Origin of the sequence: Campylobacter concisus, from assembly GCF_002165775.1 — a bacterium.
GTDB classification, from domain to species: Bacteria; Campylobacterota; Campylobacteria; order Campylobacterales; family Campylobacteraceae; genus Campylobacter_A; species Campylobacter_A concisus_E.
The window spans coordinates 33449-54101 of record NZ_NDYP01000003.1 but is presented as its reverse complement, the minus strand read 5'-3'; the positions used below and the strand labels follow the sequence as shown (position 1 = coordinate 54101).

The 20653-nt window shown below is 37.6% G+C and carries 22 protein-coding genes; 3 read left to right on the top strand and 19 right to left on the bottom strand.

Annotation, left to right across the window (positions count from 1 at the left end; all coding sequences use genetic code 11):
- Positions 1-103: 103 nt before the first annotated feature.
- The 11 genes from B9N66_RS03565 to B9N66_RS03515 form a co-directional block, all read right to left on the bottom strand.
- On the bottom strand, positions 104-628 hold the full coding sequence (locus tag B9N66_RS03565) for a threonine/serine exporter family protein (protein WP_087579920.1): 525 nt from the start codon (positions 626-628) through the stop codon (positions 104-106).
- The gene (locus B9N66_RS03560) at positions 621-1403 is read right to left on the bottom strand and encodes a threonine/serine exporter family protein (RefSeq protein WP_087579919.1); all 783 of its coding nucleotides are present in this window, start codon (positions 1401-1403) and stop codon (positions 621-623) included. The genes B9N66_RS03565 and B9N66_RS03560 overlap by 8 nt, the downstream gene beginning before the upstream one ends.
- On the bottom strand, positions 1387-1866 hold the full coding sequence (locus B9N66_RS03555; protein WP_087579918.1) for a DUF4149 domain-containing protein: 480 nt from the start codon (positions 1864-1866) through the stop codon (positions 1387-1389). Before B9N66_RS03555 ends, B9N66_RS03560 begins: the two co-directional genes overlap by 17 nt.
- A 10-nt stretch (positions 1867-1876) precedes the next feature.
- The gene (gene prmC, locus B9N66_RS03550; RefSeq protein WP_087579917.1) at positions 1877-2689 is read right to left on the bottom strand and encodes a peptide chain release factor N(5)-glutamine methyltransferase; all 813 of its coding nucleotides are present in this window, start codon (positions 2687-2689) and stop codon (positions 1877-1879) included.
- Entirely contained in the window at positions 2679-3881 is a 1203-nt protein-coding gene (locus tag B9N66_RS03545; RefSeq protein WP_087579916.1) for a M48 family metallopeptidase, read from the bottom strand. Before B9N66_RS03545 ends, prmC begins: the two co-directional genes overlap by 11 nt.
- A gap of 11 nt (positions 3882-3892) precedes the next feature.
- Positions 3893-5266, bottom strand: coding sequence for a sodium-dependent transporter (locus tag B9N66_RS03540; protein WP_087579915.1), 1374 nt, complete (start codon positions 5264-5266; stop codon positions 3893-3895).
- Between the two features lie 189 nt (positions 5267-5455).
- A complete protein-coding gene (locus B9N66_RS03535) occupies positions 5456-5896 on the bottom strand; it encodes a hypothetical protein (RefSeq protein WP_087580185.1) in 441 nt (146 codons plus the stop codon).
- 97 nt (positions 5897-5993) lie between these two features.
- On the bottom strand, positions 5994-6794 hold the full coding sequence (locus B9N66_RS03530; RefSeq protein WP_087579914.1) for a 3'-5' exonuclease: 801 nt from the start codon (positions 6792-6794) through the stop codon (positions 5994-5996).
- Positions 6791-7438: a ribulose-phosphate 3-epimerase gene (rpe, locus tag B9N66_RS03525; RefSeq protein WP_087579913.1), complete on the bottom strand. Its 648-nt coding sequence runs from the start codon at positions 7436-7438 to the stop codon at positions 6791-6793. The genes B9N66_RS03530 and rpe overlap by 4 nt, the downstream gene beginning before the upstream one ends.
- A 9-nt stretch (positions 7439-7447) precedes the next feature.
- Positions 7448-8821 carry an anti-sigma factor antagonist gene (locus B9N66_RS03520; RefSeq protein ID WP_087579912.1) on the bottom strand — a complete coding sequence of 458 codons (1374 nt, stop codon included), beginning with the start codon at positions 8819-8821 and terminating at the stop codon, positions 7448-7450.
- Positions 8818-9564: a hypothetical protein gene (locus B9N66_RS03515; protein WP_087579911.1), complete on the bottom strand. Its 747-nt coding sequence runs from the start codon at positions 9562-9564 to the stop codon at positions 8818-8820. The genes B9N66_RS03520 and B9N66_RS03515 overlap by 4 nt, the downstream gene beginning before the upstream one ends.
- Positions 9565-9737: 173 nt before the next feature.
- On the opposite strand from B9N66_RS03515, the gene rpmB reads away from it, so the two are divergent.
- The 3 genes from rpmB (at position 9738) to B9N66_RS03500 (ending at position 11399) form a co-directional block, all read left to right on the top strand.
- Positions 9738-9929, top strand: coding sequence for a 50S ribosomal protein L28 (gene rpmB / locus B9N66_RS03510; RefSeq protein WP_021090707.1), 192 nt, complete (start codon positions 9738-9740; stop codon positions 9927-9929).
- A 23-nt stretch (positions 9930-9952) separates the two neighbouring features.
- Positions 9953-11083, top strand: coding sequence for a potassium channel family protein (locus B9N66_RS03505; protein ID WP_021090478.1), 1131 nt, complete (start codon positions 9953-9955; stop codon positions 11081-11083).
- Positions 11084-11198: 115 nt separating this feature from the next.
- Complete coding sequence (locus B9N66_RS03500) at positions 11199-11399, top strand: YdcH family protein (protein WP_084108294.1); 201 nt, start codon at positions 11199-11201, stop codon at positions 11397-11399.
- Positions 11400-11424: 25 nt separating this feature from the next.
- On the opposite strand, the gene epsC is transcribed toward B9N66_RS03500, so the two are convergent.
- The 8 genes from epsC to lptE all read right to left on the bottom strand — a co-directional run bounded on the left by epsC (position 11425) and on the right by lptE (position 20650).
- The gene (gene epsC, locus B9N66_RS03495) at positions 11425-11976 is read right to left on the bottom strand and encodes a serine O-acetyltransferase EpsC (protein ID WP_087579910.1); all 552 of its coding nucleotides are present in this window, start codon (positions 11974-11976) and stop codon (positions 11425-11427) included.
- Between the two features lie 4 nt (positions 11977-11980).
- Positions 11981-12886 carry a cysteine synthase A gene (gene cysK / locus B9N66_RS03490; RefSeq protein ID WP_087579909.1) on the bottom strand — a complete coding sequence of 302 codons (906 nt, stop codon included), beginning with the start codon at positions 12884-12886 and terminating at the stop codon, positions 11981-11983.
- A gap of 118 nt (positions 12887-13004) precedes the next feature.
- Positions 13005-13673 (bottom strand): endonuclease III domain-containing protein, encoded by a 669-nt coding sequence (locus B9N66_RS03485; protein WP_087579908.1) that lies wholly within the window; start codon positions 13671-13673, stop codon positions 13005-13007.
- The gene (locus B9N66_RS03480) at positions 13670-14434 is read right to left on the bottom strand and encodes an ATP-binding protein (protein ID WP_087579907.1); all 765 of its coding nucleotides are present in this window, start codon (positions 14432-14434) and stop codon (positions 13670-13672) included. The genes B9N66_RS03485 and B9N66_RS03480 overlap by 4 nt, the downstream gene beginning before the upstream one ends.
- Positions 14431-17376 carry a transcription-repair coupling factor gene (mfd, locus tag B9N66_RS03475; RefSeq protein ID WP_087579906.1) on the bottom strand — a complete coding sequence of 982 codons (2946 nt, stop codon included), beginning with the start codon at positions 17374-17376 and terminating at the stop codon, positions 14431-14433. Before mfd ends, B9N66_RS03480 begins: the two co-directional genes overlap by 4 nt.
- Positions 17357-18559, bottom strand: coding sequence for a Mur ligase family protein (locus B9N66_RS03470; protein WP_087579905.1), 1203 nt, complete (start codon positions 18557-18559; stop codon positions 17357-17359). The genes mfd and B9N66_RS03470 overlap by 20 nt, the downstream gene beginning before the upstream one ends.
- Positions 18556-20130 (bottom strand): GGDEF domain-containing protein, encoded by a 1575-nt coding sequence (locus tag B9N66_RS03465; protein ID WP_087579904.1) that lies wholly within the window; start codon positions 20128-20130, stop codon positions 18556-18558. The genes B9N66_RS03470 and B9N66_RS03465 overlap by 4 nt, the downstream gene beginning before the upstream one ends.
- Positions 20111-20650, bottom strand: coding sequence for an LPS assembly lipoprotein LptE (gene lptE / locus B9N66_RS03460; protein WP_087579903.1), 540 nt, complete (start codon positions 20648-20650; stop codon positions 20111-20113). The genes B9N66_RS03465 and lptE overlap by 20 nt, the downstream gene beginning before the upstream one ends.
- Positions 20651-20653 lie beyond the last annotated feature (3 nt).

Sequence of the window (20653 nt, the reverse complement as noted above, 5' to 3'; positions counted from 1 at the left end):
TTGTTTTAAGCTAGATCGGCAAAATTGAAAAAATATCTAGTAAAAATAATAAAAACTATCAAAAAGCCATACAAAATTTCTATTTCTATAGCAAAAGGCAAATTCACTCGCGCATCTTTCTCGTCGCCAGATCGCACTTGGCGCCGCGGGTAATCATCAAGGACTGATCGTAAAATAAAATAAGCACCACCGAAACGCCGACGCCTAGAGCTAGCGAGACCGTCGTGGTTGTGATCGCGTTATCGAAAAATATAATTAGATATTCGTTTTTCTTAGCGATATCAGGCTCGTTTAGAAACGAAAATAGCGCCAAAATGCCCTTGTACGCGTAGACTCCCGGCACCATAGGCAAAAGCGCGGGAAACGCGATGATTTCAGCCGGCACTTTGAGCCGTTTGGCAAAGAGCATACCTAAAATTCCGCTTAAAAAAGAGACGATGAGGGTGGCGACGCTAATGTTAAAAAATCCCATCTGCATGATCCAAAAGCGGCTAGCGTGCGCAAACGCCGCAAGCAGCGCGCAAAAGGCGAGAGTCCTTTTTGGCGGAGAGCTAGCGTAGGCAAAGCCAAGCCCCGCCACCGCCGCAAAAGAGCCGTCTATAAGAGTCGCGGTCAAAAGCTCAAACATGTAAAATCTCCGCATTGCTAAGCGAGAGCGTGATATAGACGCCCACTGCTATGCAAAGTATCAAGATGCCCGTGCTCACGGCCCTGCTGATGCCTACAAGCGTGTTGTCGTTTAGGATATCAAAGACCGAGTTTATGAGAAAAACGCCCGGCATCAAAAAGAGTATCGACGAGCCGATCGCGACGTCGCTAGTGTGCGTAAAGCCGTAAAACACACCAAGATAGGCGATAAAAGAGACGACAAACGAGACTAGGACGTACTGGATTTTTAAATTTATGCCCATTTTAGCAAGCGCAAATCTAAGGCTATATCCCACGAGCGTCGCAAAAAATACGCAAGCTACCGAGCCAATATCGCCGCCAAAAAGCCTGCAAAACGCCGCATTTGCAAGACTTATTAAAATAAGCGAGCTTATAAATTTATGCGCACCAATGCGCATGACGCCCTCAAACTGCTCTTTGGCCTCCTCTAAGCTCAAATTTTCATCCAAGATCCGCCAACTAAGCGACGAAAGCTCGGAAATGCGGTTAAAACTCACATGACCAAACGGGATCTTTTTCACGTAAGTTCGGCGCAGGGAGTTGTCGGCCGAGTCCATGACGCTAATCGTAAAATACTTCACAAAAATCGTCACGCTAATGTCGTAGCCGTAGTGTTTAGCTATGCGGTCTACGCACTTTTCTACGCGCGCAGTGTAGGTGCCCGCGCTCACCATCGCACTCGTGTATTCGGCTAGAAAATTTGTTAAGACTTGAATATCAGGCTTTGCGTTCATTTTGACTAATCTTAAATTTCACAAAAAATAAAATGATTTGCAAAACAAGCATGATTTTCATCACATATTCACTCGCACTATGCATTTTGGCAAATTCAGCCGTCTGTGTCGCATCGACCCCCAAATTTTGAGCGTAAACTATAAAAGGCGTAAAGAAAAATACAAAGCTCAAAGCTAAGGCTAAATTTAAAAAAGCAAGCATTAACATGCTAAATTTTAGTGAAAAAATAAGCTTTTTTCTAAGATCAAATAGCTCACCAATCATTACAAATATGCTTACAAAAAGCAAAATATAATTAAATTTCAAAAATATCTTTGTCATCATTTGACCGCTCATAAAATGCGTAAGTATGCCATCTCCTATGATGCTTTGCGGGAAAAATATGACTGGTGCCACTAAAATACCAAGCGTTAGCTCAGCTCCTATAAGTACTGCCAAAAGCAAAAAATAAATTCCTCTCAAACTCTCTCCTTTATATTTTTAACTTCGCGCAAAAGCCTCTATCAAAGCCAGCTAAATCTTTGTAAAAACTATACTCAAAACCATTGGCCTCTAAGAATTTTTGCATACTTGCTTTTTGATCGTACCCCATCTCACAAGCAACATTTTTGATATTACGATCTTTGGCTATGAGAATAATATCTTTTAAGATTTCATCTCCTACTTCACCTCCAAAGAGCGCACTTTCTGGCTCATTTAGTACAAATTCACTAAGTTTATAGCCTCTTGCAATATATGGCGGATTTGAAACCAAAATATCAATATCTTCTAAAATTTCATCCACATAAGAGCAGTTTAAAAATTTGATCCTCCCACCTACATCAAATTTATCTGCATTTTTTTTAGCAAGCATCAAAGCTTTTTCGTTGATGTCTGTCGCTACAATATTTGCCTTTGTTTTTAGAGCTAGCATGATACTAATAATTCCACTTCCTGTGCCTATTTCTGCGATCTTTGGTTCATTATATTCGCGTGAAATTTCTATTACTTTATCCACTAAAATTTCTGTTTCAGGTCTTGGGATAAGTACTCCACTTTCCACGTAAAAATCAAGCCCATAAAAGCTAGCTTTACCAGTTATATATTCAAGAGGCTCGTAGTTTTCATACCTTTTAACTAGAGCAAAATAGCCGCTCTCGTCAAATTCATTTTTTTGATTTAAAAATATCCATTCAATGCTCACATCAAGATAGTTCATAATCAAGATTTTAGCCACTCTGCTTGGATTTTGGCAAAGCGAGCTTAGCCTTAAACTAGCCTCTTTAAGAGCTTCTTCAATTTTCATTTTCCAGCTCGTTTATACGCTCAAAAAGGCTTGGGTGCGAGTGATATACAAACGCGTAGAGCGGATGAGCCTTCGGGAAGGCCTTGTTCTCGGAGCCTAGCTTTTTTAGCGCGCTTATCATGTCGGCCTTGTTTGAGATTTCGCCAGCGAATTTATCGGCGCCAAATTCGTTCGCGCGGCTAAAATACGAGCTAATAGGCGAAAATAAAAATCCGAAAATCGGCGAAAAAAGTAGCAAAAACACGATCACTCCGCCGCCTCCGCTATGAAGCCCCAGCGCCTGATACGCCTCGTCAGGGATGTTACCGAATATAAAAAACATCGCAAAAAGCATAACCGCGCTTAGGGCGATCATTTTTAGGATATCTTTGTGCTTAAAGTGCCCAAGCTCATGCCCCAAAACGGCGATTATCTCCTCTAAACTTAGTTTCTTAACGAGCGTGTCGAAAAGCACCACGCGTTTAGTCGCGCCAAGGCCGCCAAAATAGGCGTTTAGACGGTTGTCGCGCTTGCTGGCGTCTATCGTAAAAACGCCACTACTTTTAAAGCCGCACTGCGCCAAAAGCCATTCTATACGGCTTTTTAGCTCACCGTCCTCTAGCGGCTGCATTTTGTTAAAGATAGGCGCGATAAGCGTCGGGTAAATGAGATTTATAACGAGCGCGACCGCGAAGCTCATCAAAAACGCCCAAAACCACCAAAAATCGCCCAAAAATCTAATGCAAAGAAGCACCAGCCACACAAACAGAGTGCCAAACACCAGCGTGAGCGCGAGCGTTTTAAGTAGATCGAGTACGAAAATTTTGGGCGTTACGTTTGAAAAGCCGAGCTTTTTATCTTTGACGAAGGTTTCATAGATATTTAACGGCAGCTCCAGCAGCGACGAAACGAGCAAAAATACCATAACCATAAAGACGTTATCGCCTATATCTCCCGTTTTATAAGCATGCCCCGATATCGCGCCAAGTCCCCAGCACGCCCACATCATAAATATCGCAGCGTGATAGAGAAGGCTAATTAGCTCAAATTTTTGATTGCTTATCGCGGCTACGGCGGCTGATTCGTATTGGCCCTGCTCTAGCACGACGGCCGGCTTTTTAGCCTCCGCGCGTATAAAATTTATCTGCAAAATCGCCAAAATAGCCTTTGCGGCGACGTAAAAAAAGTAAATACCGAGTAAAAAATAAAACATATTTTTACGCCCTATTTTAAAAAATTATCGTAAAACGAGCTGATAAAAAGCACCAAAATGATAAACGGCACGACAAATTTTATATACCAAAACCAGACATTTATTAATTTTGCATGTTTTTCACTACCTTGCAAAATCTCTTTTTTTGCATCATCTTTTAGCACCCAACCTACAAATATAGCACAACCAAATGAGGTAAATACAAAAAATATCGTTGCACTTATTGAATCATATGCATCAAAAATATTCTTACCAAAAATGCTTACATGGCTTAGTATATTTGTGGCCATCAGCGAAGGTAAATTTCCTAAAATAAATATGCCTCCAAGAACTAAAAATATTGCTTTCTTGCGTTTTATCTTAAATTTTTCTTGAAGTGTTGTGATTATTACTTCATATATTGGTAGTGATGTCGTAAGTGCAGCGATCATTAATAGTGTAAAAAACGCAACCGCAAAAAAACCACCAAATGGCATGTGAGAAAAAACAATTGGTAGTGATTTAAATACCAAACTTGGGCCACTATCTGGCGATACACCATAGCTAAAAAGAGAAGGGAATATCATAAAGCCTGCAAGCACAGCGATTACCGTATTTAAAATGCCTGTAATGATAGAAATTTTAACCAGCCCTTCGTCCTTTTTCACAAAGCTAGAAAGAGTGATCATCACACCAAATCCAAGCGAAAGAGCAAAAAAGACCTGCCCCAAAACATCAACGAAAAGCTTTAAGTTTATCTTTGAAAAGTTAGGTGTTAAGTAAAATTTTACGCCCTCTATTGCACCATCTAGCGTGATATTTTTAGCAATCATAATAAGCATTAAAATAAAAAGTAGTGGCATTAAAAATTTCGCTGATCGCTCGATACCGCCGACCGCACCCTGCACCAAAATAGCGTAATTAACCAGCACAAAAACAAGCGTCGCAAAGCTTATAGCAAGTGGATTGCTTACGATATTTTGCTCATAAAATGCACTTGTCTCCTCAAAACTAACCACATGCGAGAGATCAAGCAAACCAAATGAAATTTGCGCGATATAGTTTAGCACCCAGCCGCCAATAACCATGTAGTAAGCCATAATGCCAAATGCGCCAACAAGCCCCATCCAGCCAACGATCTGCCACTTTTTGCTAATCTTTTTGCCATTTATTGATCCACCAAAAGCATCCACAGCGTTGCATTTTAGACGTCTACCGATCGCGTTTTCAACTAAAATCATAGGAATCCCTATAACAATCATTGCTATGCAAAATATTAAAACATAGGCGCCGCCGCCGTTTTGCCCGACTAGATACGGAAAACGCCACGTCGCACCAAAGCCGACCGTAGCTCCTGCAACAGCTAAAATGTATGTGAGCCTTGAACTCCAAGATTTTCTATTCATCTTTTTGCCTTTGTGAAAAATAGGGATTATATAAAAAAATTGATTAAATTTTGCTAGCAATAAGAGGTGTTGACATGCGATCCTAACTTTTTGTTAATTTTAAGAATCTTTACGGAAAGAATTTGCTTTTGCGTTTTGCCTTTGTGGACAAATTTAGACAACTGCTTAAAAACAAATTTAATAAATTCATTAGTGCAAAACACCAAATTCCACACATCCCTCCATCGCAATAAACAATATCCAGCCCTCCTTGGGACTACAAAAATAGTGATGCTCTGGGATATTTTCAACTATAAATTTTAAAAAATCGTAAAAATCCTCAGGCTCAAATTTAATCTCTATATTTGTTAAGTTGTCGCCGATGTAGTTTATATCGCCACTTAAAATTTTACTTTTGATGCTTGGATTTGAGCTGAGGAATTTTTTAATGTCTGCAAAATTTTTATATTCAGCCATTTTGTAATCTTTTAAATTTTGTAAAACTGGCTTTGAGCCAATAAAGGTCAAATTTTGTTCTATAAACTCCGCTCCATCGTTACTCACGCACCACTTATTGCTAAAATTTAACAAAAAAGTAAGCATCTCATCGTCAGCTGAGATAAAATTTGAAATAGGATTTTTCTGGCTCATTTGCCTCATTTTTTGTAAAATTTAGCAAACTCCCCACAATCCTTTAAAAAAAAGATCGCATAAAAATTAATGTAGGATTGTGGATAATTTTTTATCGCTAATTTGCACACAAAACTGGTTCAGGTTTTAGCTTCACGCTTGGAGCTGTTTTGCTAAAGCTTATGAGATCCTCTGTGGTTTGGATACTAAAAGGTAGGCGCGTGAGACAAACTTTAAAAATTTCAGCTGCAGCTATTGCGTCGTTTAGCGCTCTGTGGTGGGTATTGTTTATACCAAGAAGCTCTTTTAGTGAACCAAGGCCATATTTTTGCGAAGCGATAGTGCGGCGACTAAGATCGATGGTACAAAGCTTTCTGTTTAGCAACATGCCAAGGCCGATCTCATTTAAGCTGTGAGAGATAAAGCCATAGTCAAAATTTACGTTGTGCGCGATAAAGACGCTAGTTCCTAGAAAAATTTTAAACCGCTCAAGCACATTTAGTAAATTTGGCGCACCAACTAGATCGCTCGCCTTTATGCCGGTTAGCTCGGTGATATTTTCAGGCACTACATTAGCTGCCACAAAGCTTTCAAAACGCCCTATCTCAACGCCATTTTTCATTTTGATTGAGCCGATTTCAATGATCTGTCCGCTCGTCGTACCACCAGTCGTTTCGATATCAACCACGCAAAATTCCTGATCACCAATATCTCTAAATCTCGTACCAAGCTCAATCTCATTCTCTTCATTTCTAGTGATGTCAAGCCCAAGAGTTCGCCACATATCAAGGTCGCGCACGTCAATAAGTGATGCAATTTCTTCAATATCGCTAAATCTTAAAATAAACTCATGATAGCCTAAATTTTGCCTAGCTAAAATTTCTATGCTATTTTCTAAACGCTGTTTTTTTGGTTTCAAAACTCAAGCTTTATGGCGCGAATGGCTTGTTCGTAAGAATTTGATGAGAAGATGTAGTTGCCAGCTACCAAGATGTCAGCTCCGGCCTCTTCAAGATCAGGTGCATTTAGTCCGTTTACGCCGCCATCTACTTCAATAAGACACTTAGCGTTTTTTCGTTCTATCAGCTCTCTTAGCGCCCTTGTTTTCTCAAGCACGACTGGCATAAATTTTTGACCGCCAAAGCCAGGATTTACACTCATCAAAAGCACCATATCGACTTCATCTATGATATGCTCGATCACGCTAACTGGCGTGTGTGGATTTAGCACGATGCCAGGGCTAACGTCATTTTTCCTGATGTGATCGATGAGCCTTAATGGGTGCTTCTCTTCTTCAATGTGAAAGGTTAGAAATTTTGGTTTTAGCGGCAAAAAAAGACCAGCAAAAAATGAGTTATTCTCAACCATCAAATGTATATCAAGTGGCCTTGTGGCTGCTTTTGCAACGGCATTTACAACGACTGGTCCGATGGTTAAATTTGGCACAAAATGCCCATCCATAACATCAACATGCACCAGATCGCACCCAGCCTCGCAAATGGCTCTTATCTCAGCTGCCAAATTTCCAAAATCAGCCGATAAAATACTAGGTGCAACATACATTTCTTCTCCTTACTTGGTTACAAATACAAAGCCTATTTCATCATCTTTTACATCTAGTCTATTCATGATGCCTACACTATTGTGATCAAAAAAAACATCATCAGATAAAATTTTAGGCAAGCTAACTTTTGCTTTTATGCCTTTTTGCCAAAGATGAGTCAAAAATTTATCTGTAATGATACTAAAAATTTGAGAATATCCACTTAAATAATCATTTGAATCATCGCCTTCAGGCATAAAAATAGAGCAAATTTTGTCTAATTTATCTTTTTTTACTCCAAATAGCACTCTTGCGTAAATATCACCATAACACTGAACACAAATACGCAAATAATCGCACTCATCCTCTATGTCAAGCGCACTAACTTTGGTATCAACACACAAAATTTCTTCTTCTGCTAATTGTGAGATAATTTTGCTCGCAATTTGCGTCACATAAGATGAAATTTGAGCAACGCTCTTATTAATATCTACTGGCTCTGCATCAAACTCTCTTTTTTTAAGATAAAAAATAGTGTCGTCTTTGTAAAAGTCATTTAAATTTTTATAGATAAATATATTTGCATCTTTAAGGTATGTTACTAATTCGATAGATAAATTTGATTCGTTTATGCCACAAAGCGAAATAAATGCACCTGATCTTTTGCTAATGCTAGCAAGTTTGATTAGAAATTTTGCACCCCTTATATTTAAAGCACCAGAAATATTTACCCATAAAATAAAAAATTTATATCCGATTTTTAGCATAATGTCATGAGCTGACATATCAAAATCTTCGATAAAATCTGAGTCCATAAAACTTTTTATGGCATAAACAACGACACCATCTTTTATAAAAGTATCTATCTGATTTTGTCTTAATCTCACATGATTTAGCTGTGACACTGCATAACCATATAAATTCTTTTTTTTATTAAATTCGGTCGCATCTCTAGCCTCAACCACATCAAATGAGCGATTTTTGAGATAATTAGCCAAATAGTGCTTATACTGCTCAGTTGAGTTATAAATGAAAACTTTGTCATTTGCATTGTTTAGAAATTTATTTAAAAACAAGCTTGCGATATTTTCACTTTCAAACATTGAAATATTTAAAATATTCTTAACTGTTTTCATCATCAATTCATAAAAAATTTCATTGTAATCGCAAATCGCAAATACCACGCCAAGCTTTTGTGCTTCTTCGCTTAAATTTTCAATTATTCTACCAAGCCAAATAGGACTAAAAAATGTAACATTTTTTAGTGAGAGCAGTATAGCGCTGATATCGCGCGATGAAATTTGGTTTATATATTTTTCACTTAATTTTAATGGAACATTCTCTGCTTCCAAAAAACCAAAGGGCCTTATAATAGCCATTGAACCATTAAAAGTTAATTTCATTTTTGTAGAGCTTTTTTAATAAATATAATGGTTTGCATCTCTGGATAAACATTGATATCTAAAATTTTATCAACTCCAAAATCATAAAATTCAGGCCTGCTGGACTCATAAGAGAGTAAAATTTCAAAAAAACAAAGCATCTCTTTATCAATCTTGCTTAATGATTGCTTACTCATATTCATTGCTTTTAAAAAAATATCCCAAAGACTAAAGCCATATTTTTTTTGCAAAATTTTATTATAGCTTACGTCAGAATACGAAATAACATCTGACATATAAGATGGAAATTTCGAAAATAAATTCTCACACACTATAATACAGGCAATAGAATACGGAGCAAGCGATAAATAGTTATAGTGTTTTTCTTTAAAAGAATTTAATATCTTTAGCCAATCTGATAAAATTTTAGCATTAAGCTCGATCAAATCGACGATTTTAAAATTAAATACCTTATAAATTTTTGGGGATTTTAAAAATATAAAATAAGAAAGCACTATCGCCCTAAAGGTATCAATGCCAAGCATATTTGCTATTACTACCAAATCGTCGCCATCATAAGGAATATCAAATTTTGCACGCTTAAAAATGGAGCTAAAATAAGTTTTAAAAGATGCTATATTTTGTAAAGTAGCAACTGCCTCAGTTACATTACCAGCTAACAAAAAGTGCTCGATCTTTTCAAAAAGAGTTGGCATCTGTAAAACAAAATCAACATTTTTTTCGATCAACTCTTTACTAAGCATTTTGTATCACTCAAGATTTCTAAATATTTTTGCTATTTATAATTATAGGCAAAGGTGTTATTTTATCTAGATTATTAATAAAAATCAATTCTTTTAAAAAAGAATCTATTTAAGCATTACTTTTGTTTGTTTTAGATAAAATCAGCAGAAATTTTTGTTTATAAGGAAAAAAAATGTCAAAAAGATGTGCGATAACAGGCAAAGGACCGATGATAGGCAACAATGTGAGCCACGCTAACAACAAAACTAAAAGAAGATTCTTGCCAAATCTTAGAACGATTCGCGTTACACTAGAAGATGGTACTACAAGAAAGATAAAAGTTGCTGCTTCTACTCTAAGAACGATGAAAAAACAATCAAACTAAGAATATAAAATGAAGAGGAATTTATGTCTTTTCTCTCAAGACTTTTAAAATTCCTCAACTGGTCAAACTCTACAAAACCAGAAATAAGCCTAGATACTGAGCTTTACGAACAATTAAAACCTTTTAGATTTCCACTAATTTCAGTCGTATTACTGTTACTTTTTGGAACATTAGGTTATGTCTTAATAGATAATTTCTCGCTAATAGATGCCTTTTACCAAGCTGGCATGACTTTTACAACAGTTGGTTTTACCGAAGTTGCTCCAATAACTCCAAAGGGCAGAATTTTTACTATCACGTTTATACTTATTGGTTTTATCATATTTACACTATCGATCGGTATTGTGGTTGAGGTTTTAAAAAGAGGCACATTAATTAGCATTTTAAAGGAACGACGCATGCTTTATAGGATCGCAAGACTAAAAAATCACTTCGTTATTTGTTATCACAATCTATACACAATCGAACTTAGTGCTCAATTTCGCGAAAATCATATACCTTTTGTAGTGGTTGATGATAGAGAAGATATCGCAGAGCTAGCTCAAATTTATAAATACCCATATTTCATAAAAGCTCAGCCACACACGCAAATTGCCTTTTTAAAAACACATCTATCAAGCGCAAAAGGTCTTATAACTCTTAGCTCAAATATTGCTGATAACATCGCCCTTATAGCATCTGTAAGACTTTATGAAAAAGAGATAGGCCGCAGAAAGCCTTATCATATCATCACAAATGCAGAGACAGAAGACGATACGCAAAGATTAAAAAAATTAGGCGCTGACAATGTGGTAAGTCCATCTCGCTTAGTCGCGCAGCGGTTAAGTGCCATGAGCGTAAGGCCGGACATGGAAAATTTATTAGAACAGTTTTTGTATACAAAAAATTCACCTATCGATATAGAAGAAATTCTTGTGCCTGATTACTCTTGGATAAGATTCAAAAGATTAAAAGAGACTCATCTACGAAACATAACAAATGCAGATATAGTGGGCATTAGAGATATAAATAATAATTTTGTACCAATGCCAAATGGTGACACATTAGTAGGAACAGGATCAAAGCTTTTAGTCATCGGCACCGTTGATGGAATACGTCTAACCAAGCGTGTTGTAAAAAGCAAACACAAACCTGAAGAATTCAAATACGTATAAAATAAATTTTTCTACTTACTCTTTTTAAAAATTTAAGTAATGTCTTGGCACCTTTTTTATATCCAAGCATTTACAAAGTCTTGATAAAATTTCTCAAATTTTTATAGGAGCCAATATGTTACATGAATATACAGACCTTATAAATGAGCTAAAGAAAACCGATGCTCGTTTTGCTACTCTTTGCAAAAAACATGATGAGCTAAATAAAAAAATAGACGACAACCTAGCAAAACCATCTGAAATTGATAATTTAAAGAAAGAGAAGTTAAAACTAAAAGACGAAATTTATGCTCAAATTTTAAAGCATAAAAAGTAAGAATAAATTTATCTAATCTTTGAGATTAGATAATAAACTCTGGTTCAAATTTTGTCCCATTTACCCGAACTATTCTTGCTGGTATACCAACGACTGTTGCGTTTGCTGGGACATTTTTTAACACGACTGAGTTTGCACCGATCTTAGCATTTTCACCGATCGTTATGGCACCTAGTATCTTTGAGCCAGCTGCGATAGTCACACCATTTTTTACAGTCGGATGTCTTTTGCCACACTCTTTTCCAGTGCCTCCAAGTGTTACTTGATGATACATCATTACATCATCGCCTATCTCAGCTGTCTCACCGATAACCACACCCATACCATGATCTATGAAAAATCTCCTACCGATCTTTGCGCTTGGGTGGATCTCGATGCCCGTTAAAAATCTTGCAATTTGCGAGATGAGCCTAGCTAGAAAAAAATGCTCTTTTTTATATAAAAAATGAGATATTTTATGAAATAAAACCGCATGAATACCAGGAGTGTTTATAAGTATTGCCAAAAAGCAACACTTATGTACCGATGGGTCTTTTTCACGAACAGTTTGAACTAGCTCCTTTAGACTCTCCCACATATTTTTATGCTCCGTAAAGCTCTGTGCTTAAGTATCTTTCGCCATTATCTGGAGCTATGAAAAGTACTTTTTTGCCAGCGCCAAGTCTTTTAGCTACTCTTTTTGCAGCCACGTAAGCAGCACCACCACTTATACCTATCATGAGTCCATCACTTTTTGCAATTGCTCTAGCTGCGTTTAGTGCGTCATCGTTGCTTACTTTTTCTACCTCGCTAACTAAGCTCATATTCATAGTATTTGGTAAAAATCCTGCTCCAATGCCTTGAATTTTATGTGGTCCTGGGTTGCCACCACTTAAAACCGGCGATGCTTCAGGCTCTACTGCGATGATCTTAGTATCATATCCTTTTTCTTTTAAAATTTTTGCTACGCCACTTATTGTGCCACCTGTGCCAACGCCAGCTACAAATGCATCAAGCTTACTAAAATCAGCCACAATTTCAGCTGCTGTTGTTAGTTCGTGAGCTTGTGGGTTATACTTGTTTTCAAACTGGCTTAGCATTACGTGATTTGGCTGAGTTGCTAGCTCTGTAGCTCTTGCGATCGCTGCTTTCATGCCACCAGACGCAGGAGTAAGCTCAAGCTGTGCGCCATAAGCAGCAACGATCTTGCGTCTTTCGATACTCATGCTCTCTGGCATGCAAAGTATCACTTTAAAACCAAGTGCAGCACCGCACATCGCTACACCAATGCCAGTATTTCCGCTCGTTGGCTCAACGATCGTATCGCCATGTTTTAGCGTACCGTCAGCTAGCATTTTGGTTATCATATTAAACGCGATCCTATCTTTTACAGAGCCACCTGGATTAAAAAACTCTAATTTTACGTAAATTTCGGCTTCATCAGCACCTGTTTTTATCTTTACAATAGGTGTATTACCAATCGTTTTAACGATGTTATCGTAAATCATCACTCCTCCTAAATTAAATAAGATAAATTTTGTGTAAATTTAGCACAGAATTTTAAAATAGATTATAAAAAGCCCCAATCTTTGGCAAATTTATAAAGATTTGTTACATATTAGTAGTTTAATTTTTAATGCTGCTTAATATTTTTTGGCCATTTTGGCTTAAAATTTTACCTTTGAAATTCTCTTTACAAAACTCCAAAATAAGAGCGTGATAGAGTTTTAAAATTTCAACCTCATCAAATTCCTCGCTATCAAGAATTTTATAAATTTCATCATAATCAAGCGAGCTAAACCACTCAGCAGCCTCGTCGTAGCTCTCAAAAGTATAGTCAAAATATGCCATTATCCTAAGTGCGTAAGCATCAACGACCATATATGGCTTGCCACAAGCATATGCCAGTATCGCATCACAAGTCTCGGCTCCAACGCCTTTTACGCTTATGAGCCACTCACGACTTACATTTTCTTTGAAATTTTCAAAATCCTCAAATTCATTTCTTATGGCTTGGCAAAGCGTCTTTAGCCGTTTAGCTTTTGTGTTATAAAAGCCACTTGGCTTTATAAGCGTGGCAAGCTCGCTGTTTTCAAGAGAACAGATGCCTTCTAAACTATCTTTGCCAGCATTTTTTAGATTATTTAATGCTTTTTCTACGTTTTTCCAGTTGGTATTTTGCACTAGGATAGCACCCAAAATAACCTCAAAAGTACCCTCACCTGGCCATTTTAGCTCATCAAAATTTTTGTCTTTGTGATTAAACAAGATTAAAAATAGATCGGTTGAAGTCATTTTAAATTTTCTTTAAAAGTAAGATAAAACTGCTTTGCTGTCCTGCCACTTCTACTAGCTCTTAGCGTAGCAAAATTTTTAGCAAGCGTATGAAGCTCGTCTTTATTGCCTTTATAGTCTTTAAAGTAAAAATCAACCATTTTTAGGTACTCGTCGTAGTTGCCTTGATAAAAGCTGATCCAAAGACCAAAGCGATCTGAGAGAGAAATTTTCTCCTGAGCTGCGTCGCTGTAGTGGATTTCGCCGTCTATTAGCTCTGAGTTTTCATTCTCGCTTTTAAACTCGCTTATTAGATGTCTGCGGTTTGACGTAGCGTATAAAAGTACGTTTTTTGGCGGCTTTTGGATAGAGCCGTCCATTATAGGCTTTAGAAATTTATACTCATTGCTGCCATTTTCAAAGCTTAGATCATCACAAAAAATGATAAATTTAAACTCGCTTTTTCTGATCTCATCGATGATATCGCCAAGGTATTTTAGATCCTCGCAGCCGATCTCAATGATGCGAAGTCCCTCTTTATAAAATTTAGTAAAAACAGCCCTTACAAGGCTTGACTTGCCACATCCTCTCTCGCCCCAAAGAAGCACGTGGTTCGCATCCTTGCCTTCTATAAAATTTAGAGTATTTTTTAGTAAAATTTCTTTTTGTTTTTCCAGCCCATAAAGTGAGTCAATATCTACAAAATCAATATCATCAACTGGTTTTAACATACCTTTTGTACTTCTGTAAATCGCTGCATACTTCACGCCCCAATCTATCACTTCTTATCCTTTCTTAGATAGACCAAAATTTCAGCCAATACATCGTCATCATCCTTGCTACGTGACTTTAGCCTGATCTTTTCATCGTCATTTTTTGTTATTAGTATGTTTTGCTCACTATTTGAGATCGTTTTTATGCCAGCTTTTAGAGCTAAAATTTTGATGATAATAACGTCTAAAAACTGCTTTGTAAACATATCTATCTTGCCAAATCTATCCTCAAGCTCGCTTTGTATCTCATAGACCTCACCCACTTCTTTGCACTTGCTAAGACGCCTGTAAATTTCAAGCCTTAGCCTATCTTCTCTTATAAATTCTTGATTTAAAAAGGCACTTACGCTAAGTTTTAGATCGATCTTGTCAAGCTTTGCAGAGTCTTGATTTAGAAGCTTATTTATCTCATCTTCTAGCATTTTTAGATATAGCGAGTAGCCGATAGCCTCAATGTGGCCGCTTTGTGCCTCGCCGATGATGTTACCACCACCTCTTATCTCAAGGTCGTGATAGGCTAACACTGAGCCAGCGCCCAAAAATGAGTTGCCTTCAAGTGCGACAAGGCGTTTTAGAGCGTCTTTGCTAATGGCGTTTTTATCTTCCACCAAAAAGTAGCAGTAGGCCTGCTTGTCGCTTCTGCCAACTCGTCCACGCAGCTGGTGCAGGTCAGCCATGCCAAATTTATTGGCATTTTCTACAATTATGGTGTTTGCATTTGGCAAATGAATGCCACTTTCAACGATACTGGTGCAAAGCAGCAAGTCGTACTCACCCTGCTCAAATTTCATCATCTCATCTTCAGTAACTTTCGCATTTACCTTTGAATGCAGGATCAAAATCCTAAGCTTTGGCAAAATTTTCCTTAGATCATTTGCCGTTTGCTCTATGTCTGCGATATGGTTGTGAATGTAAAAAGTCTGCCCGCCGCGTCTTAACTCACGCATGATCGCCTCTTTGACGACCTTTTCGTCCCACTCTCTCACACTTGTTCTCACATCCAGCCTCGAGCTTGGCGGAGTGGCTAAAATGCTATATGTTTTTATCTTACTAAGCGCCATATTTAGGCTTCTTGGTATCGGCGTGGCGCTCATGCTTAAGATGTGTGAGTGCTGAGAAATTTCTTTTAGCTGCTCTTTTTGCTTAACGCCAAATTTATGCTCCTCATCAACCACTATAAGCCCTAAATTTTCAGCCTTTACGCCAAGAAGCGCATGCGTACCCACGCAAACTATGGGCTCATTTTCTTTTAGCGCTTTTTGCAGGCTCGCCTTTTCTTTTGTACTTGAGAAGCGATCCAGCCTAAAGACCTTTATGCCAAATTTGCTAAACCTCTGGCTTAGTGTCTTGTAGTGCTGCGAGCTAAGAAGTGTCGTTGGCACGAAGAAAAACGCGCTAAAGCCTGATTTTATGCAGGTAAATATGGCATTCATCGCGACTTCGGTCTTACCAAAGCCAACATCTCCGCTAAGCAGCCTATCCATCACCTTGCCGCTTTTTAGCTCATCTCTTATATCATTTACTGCTTTTTGCTGATCGCTCGTGTATGAAAAACCAGCATCTTGGACGAAATTTAGATAAGAGATATCCTCTTTTTGTAAAATTTTGCCTGCGATTAGCTCTCTTTTTGCTGCCATCGCGACTATCTTTGAAGCGATCGCAAAGAGTTTTTCTCTAACCTTCTCTTTTATCTTGGCAAAATTTGCCTTGCCTAAGCGATCAAGCACCGCCATAGAGCCATTTTGCGCGATGTAGCGGTCTATCAGATTTAGATGTTCAACTGGCAAAAGAAGCTTATCGTCATTTTGGTAGGCGATAACCACAAATTCCTTCGTCGCGCCTAAAACCTTGATCTTTTCAAGCCCCAAAAATCTGCCTATACCATAATCTTCATGCACGACGTAGTCATTTACTTTTAGCTCATCCACCACAAGGCTTGAGCGCTTAACTCGCCTTTTTTTCTCAAATTTATTAAGTGATACTACGATCTTGTCGCTTGAGGTTAAATTTACTACAAGGGGCGAAATTTCAAGTTTGACATTTGCAAATCCATCAAGCTCATAGCCCTTAAAAAGCCCCTCATTTCTTGAAAGAACGGTTATGCTTTTACTCTTATTTAGCTCAAAAAAGTCAAAATTTAAAGTAACTTCTAGGTCTTTATAGACCTTTGGCTCAGGCAAAATTTCAATGCCCTTAAATTTCTCCTTGGGCACATCATAAATTTCAAAATCGATTTTTTTAACAAGTTTTGAGTCAAATTCTTTTAAATAGTCACTAAAGCTATCTATCGCCCAAAATCCAAGCGAATTTAGATCACTCACCAAGGCATCGCTTTGCATATCCTCGATCTTTTGGCTAACTTTTTCAAACTCATCTTTGCTCAAATTTGCGATAAATGGTACGATCTCGGCTTCGCTTAACTCAGCTTTGTTGCTAATTTGTGTGGCGGTGTTATAGTTTCTAATGCTCTCCACCTCATCGCCAAAGAGTAAAATTCTAACTGGATCGTCCATATTTACGCCGTAAATGTCAATGACTTCGCCACGGATACTAAACTCGCCAACGCTCTCAACGATATCGACGCACTCGTAACCAAAGCGTATGAGCAAGTCGGCAAATTCGTTTAAATTTATATTATCTTTTAGCTTGATTGTTGAGCTTTCTAGGTTTTTTTGCGTTGGAAGTGGGTTTAAAAGCGTGCTAAATGGGCTTATGATGATCTTTTTGCCATCAAATTTATAGTATTTGCTAAGAACGGATGAAATTTCAAAAAGCTCTTCGTTAAAGCTTCTTAGATCATCACCCTTTTTAGCTCTAAAATCAGGTAGTTTAAATGCGCTAAAGCCAGTAAAACTGGCCGCATCAGCGCAGAGTGCCGCCTCTTTGTCATCTTCGCAGATGAGAATTTGTGGGGCGTGTGTTAAAAGATACTCATAGACCTTTGCTTGCATAGTACTCTTTTAAAAAGGCTTCAGCTAGGTGAAACGAGCCAAATGCTAGGTAAATTTTGCCGTTTTTTGCCTCTTTTATATCGTTCATATCGCTTGGCTCAAACTCTCTATGTGAAATTTCAAGCTCGTTTAGTGCCTTGTTTATAAGCTCTCCGCCAAGCTCCCTGCCCTCGCAGTGGTAGTGATAAAGCAGCACATCCTCAACGACTGGCTTTAAAGCTGCCAAAACCGTCTTAAAATCTTTATCTAAAAATGAGTTATAAACTAGAGTTAGCTTCTTGTTACTAAACTCTTTAGAGCTAAATTTCTTAGCCACAGCCTTTGCGCCAAGCTCGTTGTGACCGACATCAACGTATAAATTTGAAACGATCTTTTCGCATCTACCTCGAAGCGATAAGGCACCAAGCTTTTTGATATCTATGCTGTTATCTAAAATTTTAGCAGCAGCGTAGGCTAGAGTTAAATTTGAGCGTAAAAATTCTGGCAAGTTATATTTGTCAGCATATCCTGCTATCTCGTCTAAATTTTCAGCAGTTAAAATTTCTCTTGGGAAGCTCAAAATTGAGCTCCTCTTGCTTGCGATCTCTTTTGCGATAGCAACGCTTATCTCGTTCATCTCATCATTTAAAATAGCTCTTTTGCCCATAGCCTCAAATTTCGTGCGTGAGATTTCTTCCAAACTATCTCCAAGAACTGCCGTATGATCAAGTCCGATGGGCGTAAAAATACTTAACTCTTTTTCAAAGACATTTGTCGCATCAAGCACACCGCCCATGCCAGCCTCGCAGATAAAATAGTCGCAACCCTCAAAAAGTACCGCAGAAAGCAGCGTCATATACTCAAAATAGCTCGTTTTTATCTTGTACTCGTCGCTTAAAAGAGCTTGCAAACGCTCATGAGCTGCCTCTAAAATTTCATCGCTAGCAACCTCACCATTTAGCCAAAATCGCTCATTAAATTTAAATATATGTGGGCTCGTGTAGTGCCCTACTTTTGCACCATTTTGGCTTAAAATTTGCGCTAAAAAGCGGCCGGTGCTGCCTTTGCCATTTGTGCCTATTATGTGAATAATCTTAAATGGCTTTATATGCTCTTTTATAGTCGCATACGCTCTAATGATCCTGCCATAATCAATCTCTTTGTAATAAAGTGGTTTGCCATCAAGAAATTTAGCTAGGCTCATTTTTCCTCGATTATCTTTGGCATTACTTGATTTCTACCATTTTCTTTTGAGAGATAAAGCATCTTATCAGCAGCTTCAAGCGTCATCGTCTCGCTTAAATTTGCACTTCTTGTCGCTATACCAGAGCTGATAGTAACCTTAATACGCTCATTTTTATAGATAAATTTGAAATTTTCTATCATACTTCTTAGCTTATCTCCAAATTTAACACTATCTTTTAAGCCAGTGCTTGGAAGTAAGATTACAAATTCTTCACCGCCATATCTACCAACAAAATCAACCTTTCTAGCATTTTTCTTAAGCACTTGAGCCACTGCTGAAAGAATAACATCTCCAGCCTCATGCCCATAAGTATCGTTTATGCTTTTGAAATGATCAATATCAACAAAGCATATAGAGTAATCAGTCCCATAGCGTTTATATGCCTCTTCAATGCGTTGAATCTCATTCATCAAAGCACGCTTAGTAGATACTTTTGTCAAAAAGTCCTCTTTACTCTCCAACTTAGCTTCTTCAAGCTCTTTTTCAAGGCTGTTCACTCTATTTTGAAGCTCTAAGATAGTAGCTTGCCTATTGTGCATCTCGATACCTAGCTCTTTACTCTCGATCTCCAAAGCACCAGCGATCTCAATAAGCATGCTTCTTACTTGATCAATGCTATTTGTATTTAAATTTACATTTTTAAGATCATTTTTAATGCTTTTTACTTTATCGGAACTACTTTGCGAACTAACCGCGATATCAGAAATTCTCTCGCTTATATTTTGTAAGACATTATTTAACGAACCAACTTTTTCTATGATCTCCGTTCTATCTTCTTCTATTCTGCGATCAACAAATGCCTTTACCTTTTCTTGAAATTCTTTGCTATTTAAGGTTTTAGGATTTTGTTTCAAAGTACTTCTTATCGCGCTAAGCTCTTCATCAAGATCCTTTGTAATAGAAGGTTCAAGAGTAAGGCTTAAAAGCTGAATCAAAACATCTTCTTCGCCATCTTCATCTTTTTGTGTAAGAAATTTCTCAAGTTCAGAACTCATTGTCTTTAAATCATCAAAGTCCCTCACGCCATAATATTTTAAAAATTCTAAAAATTCAGTGTCGTAAGAGCTAACAAAGTCAAACCATCTAAGGCACATTTCTTCAAGATTTTTCTCATCATATCTTCTAGCAAGTAGCTGCATACTTTGCTCTGCTAAGCTTTTTGCATCTTTATTGTGAAGCATTGAGATAGCTTGTAGAATTCTTCTAGCAAATGCGTTTAGTGATTGTAATTTTTTATCGTCAGCCGCAAGTCCTGCTCCTTGTTGAGCACCTCTAGAGAGCCTAGCAGTCATAAAAGCGACAAACTCATCGACCGTCTTTATATGAAGGCTTAGGGCTTGATTTTTATATTCATCACCAAGCCTTGAGATATATTTTTCTATCTTTTTACTCTCTTCTGTTGTAAAGCCATATTTTTTAGAAATTTCATTATAGACTTCAGTGTAATTCTCTGGCGTTAGCATCAAATGACGATCTTTGATCTCATTTAAGGCTTCCTTGACTATTTGACTAACGGTTACTGCTGCCATTTCTATATCCTTTTACCGCTAAACTTGCGATATACTCATCAAAGGCCTCTTTTGATGCCTCTTTGATAGCTTCGTATTTTTGAGTATCACTAAGAACGCTATCAGCAAATCTTACATCTTTTTGACGTCTTGCGACACTAAAGTCATACTCGCCAGTGGCTGGAATATCAACCACGCTACCATCTTTAAATTTAGTCTTATAATTTAAGTTTAAATGTGCTTTGTATGACGTAATGTAGCCAAATTCGTCATAAATAATTGCTTCGTAATTTAAATCTTTTACCGAAATAATTATCGAAGTATCAGCACTCTCTTTGCTTGATAAATTTTTATTTAGCCTTGCGACCATGCCCTCTTTTACAGCATCCTTTATCCAAACACTATTTTTTGGCTCTTCTTTACTGATGATCACATCAACGTAAATTTTATCACCTACTAGATCATGTGTGATCTTTGAAACCGGCTTATAACCACACCCGCAGATAAATATCGCAATAAAAAACGCTAAAAAATATCTCAAAAT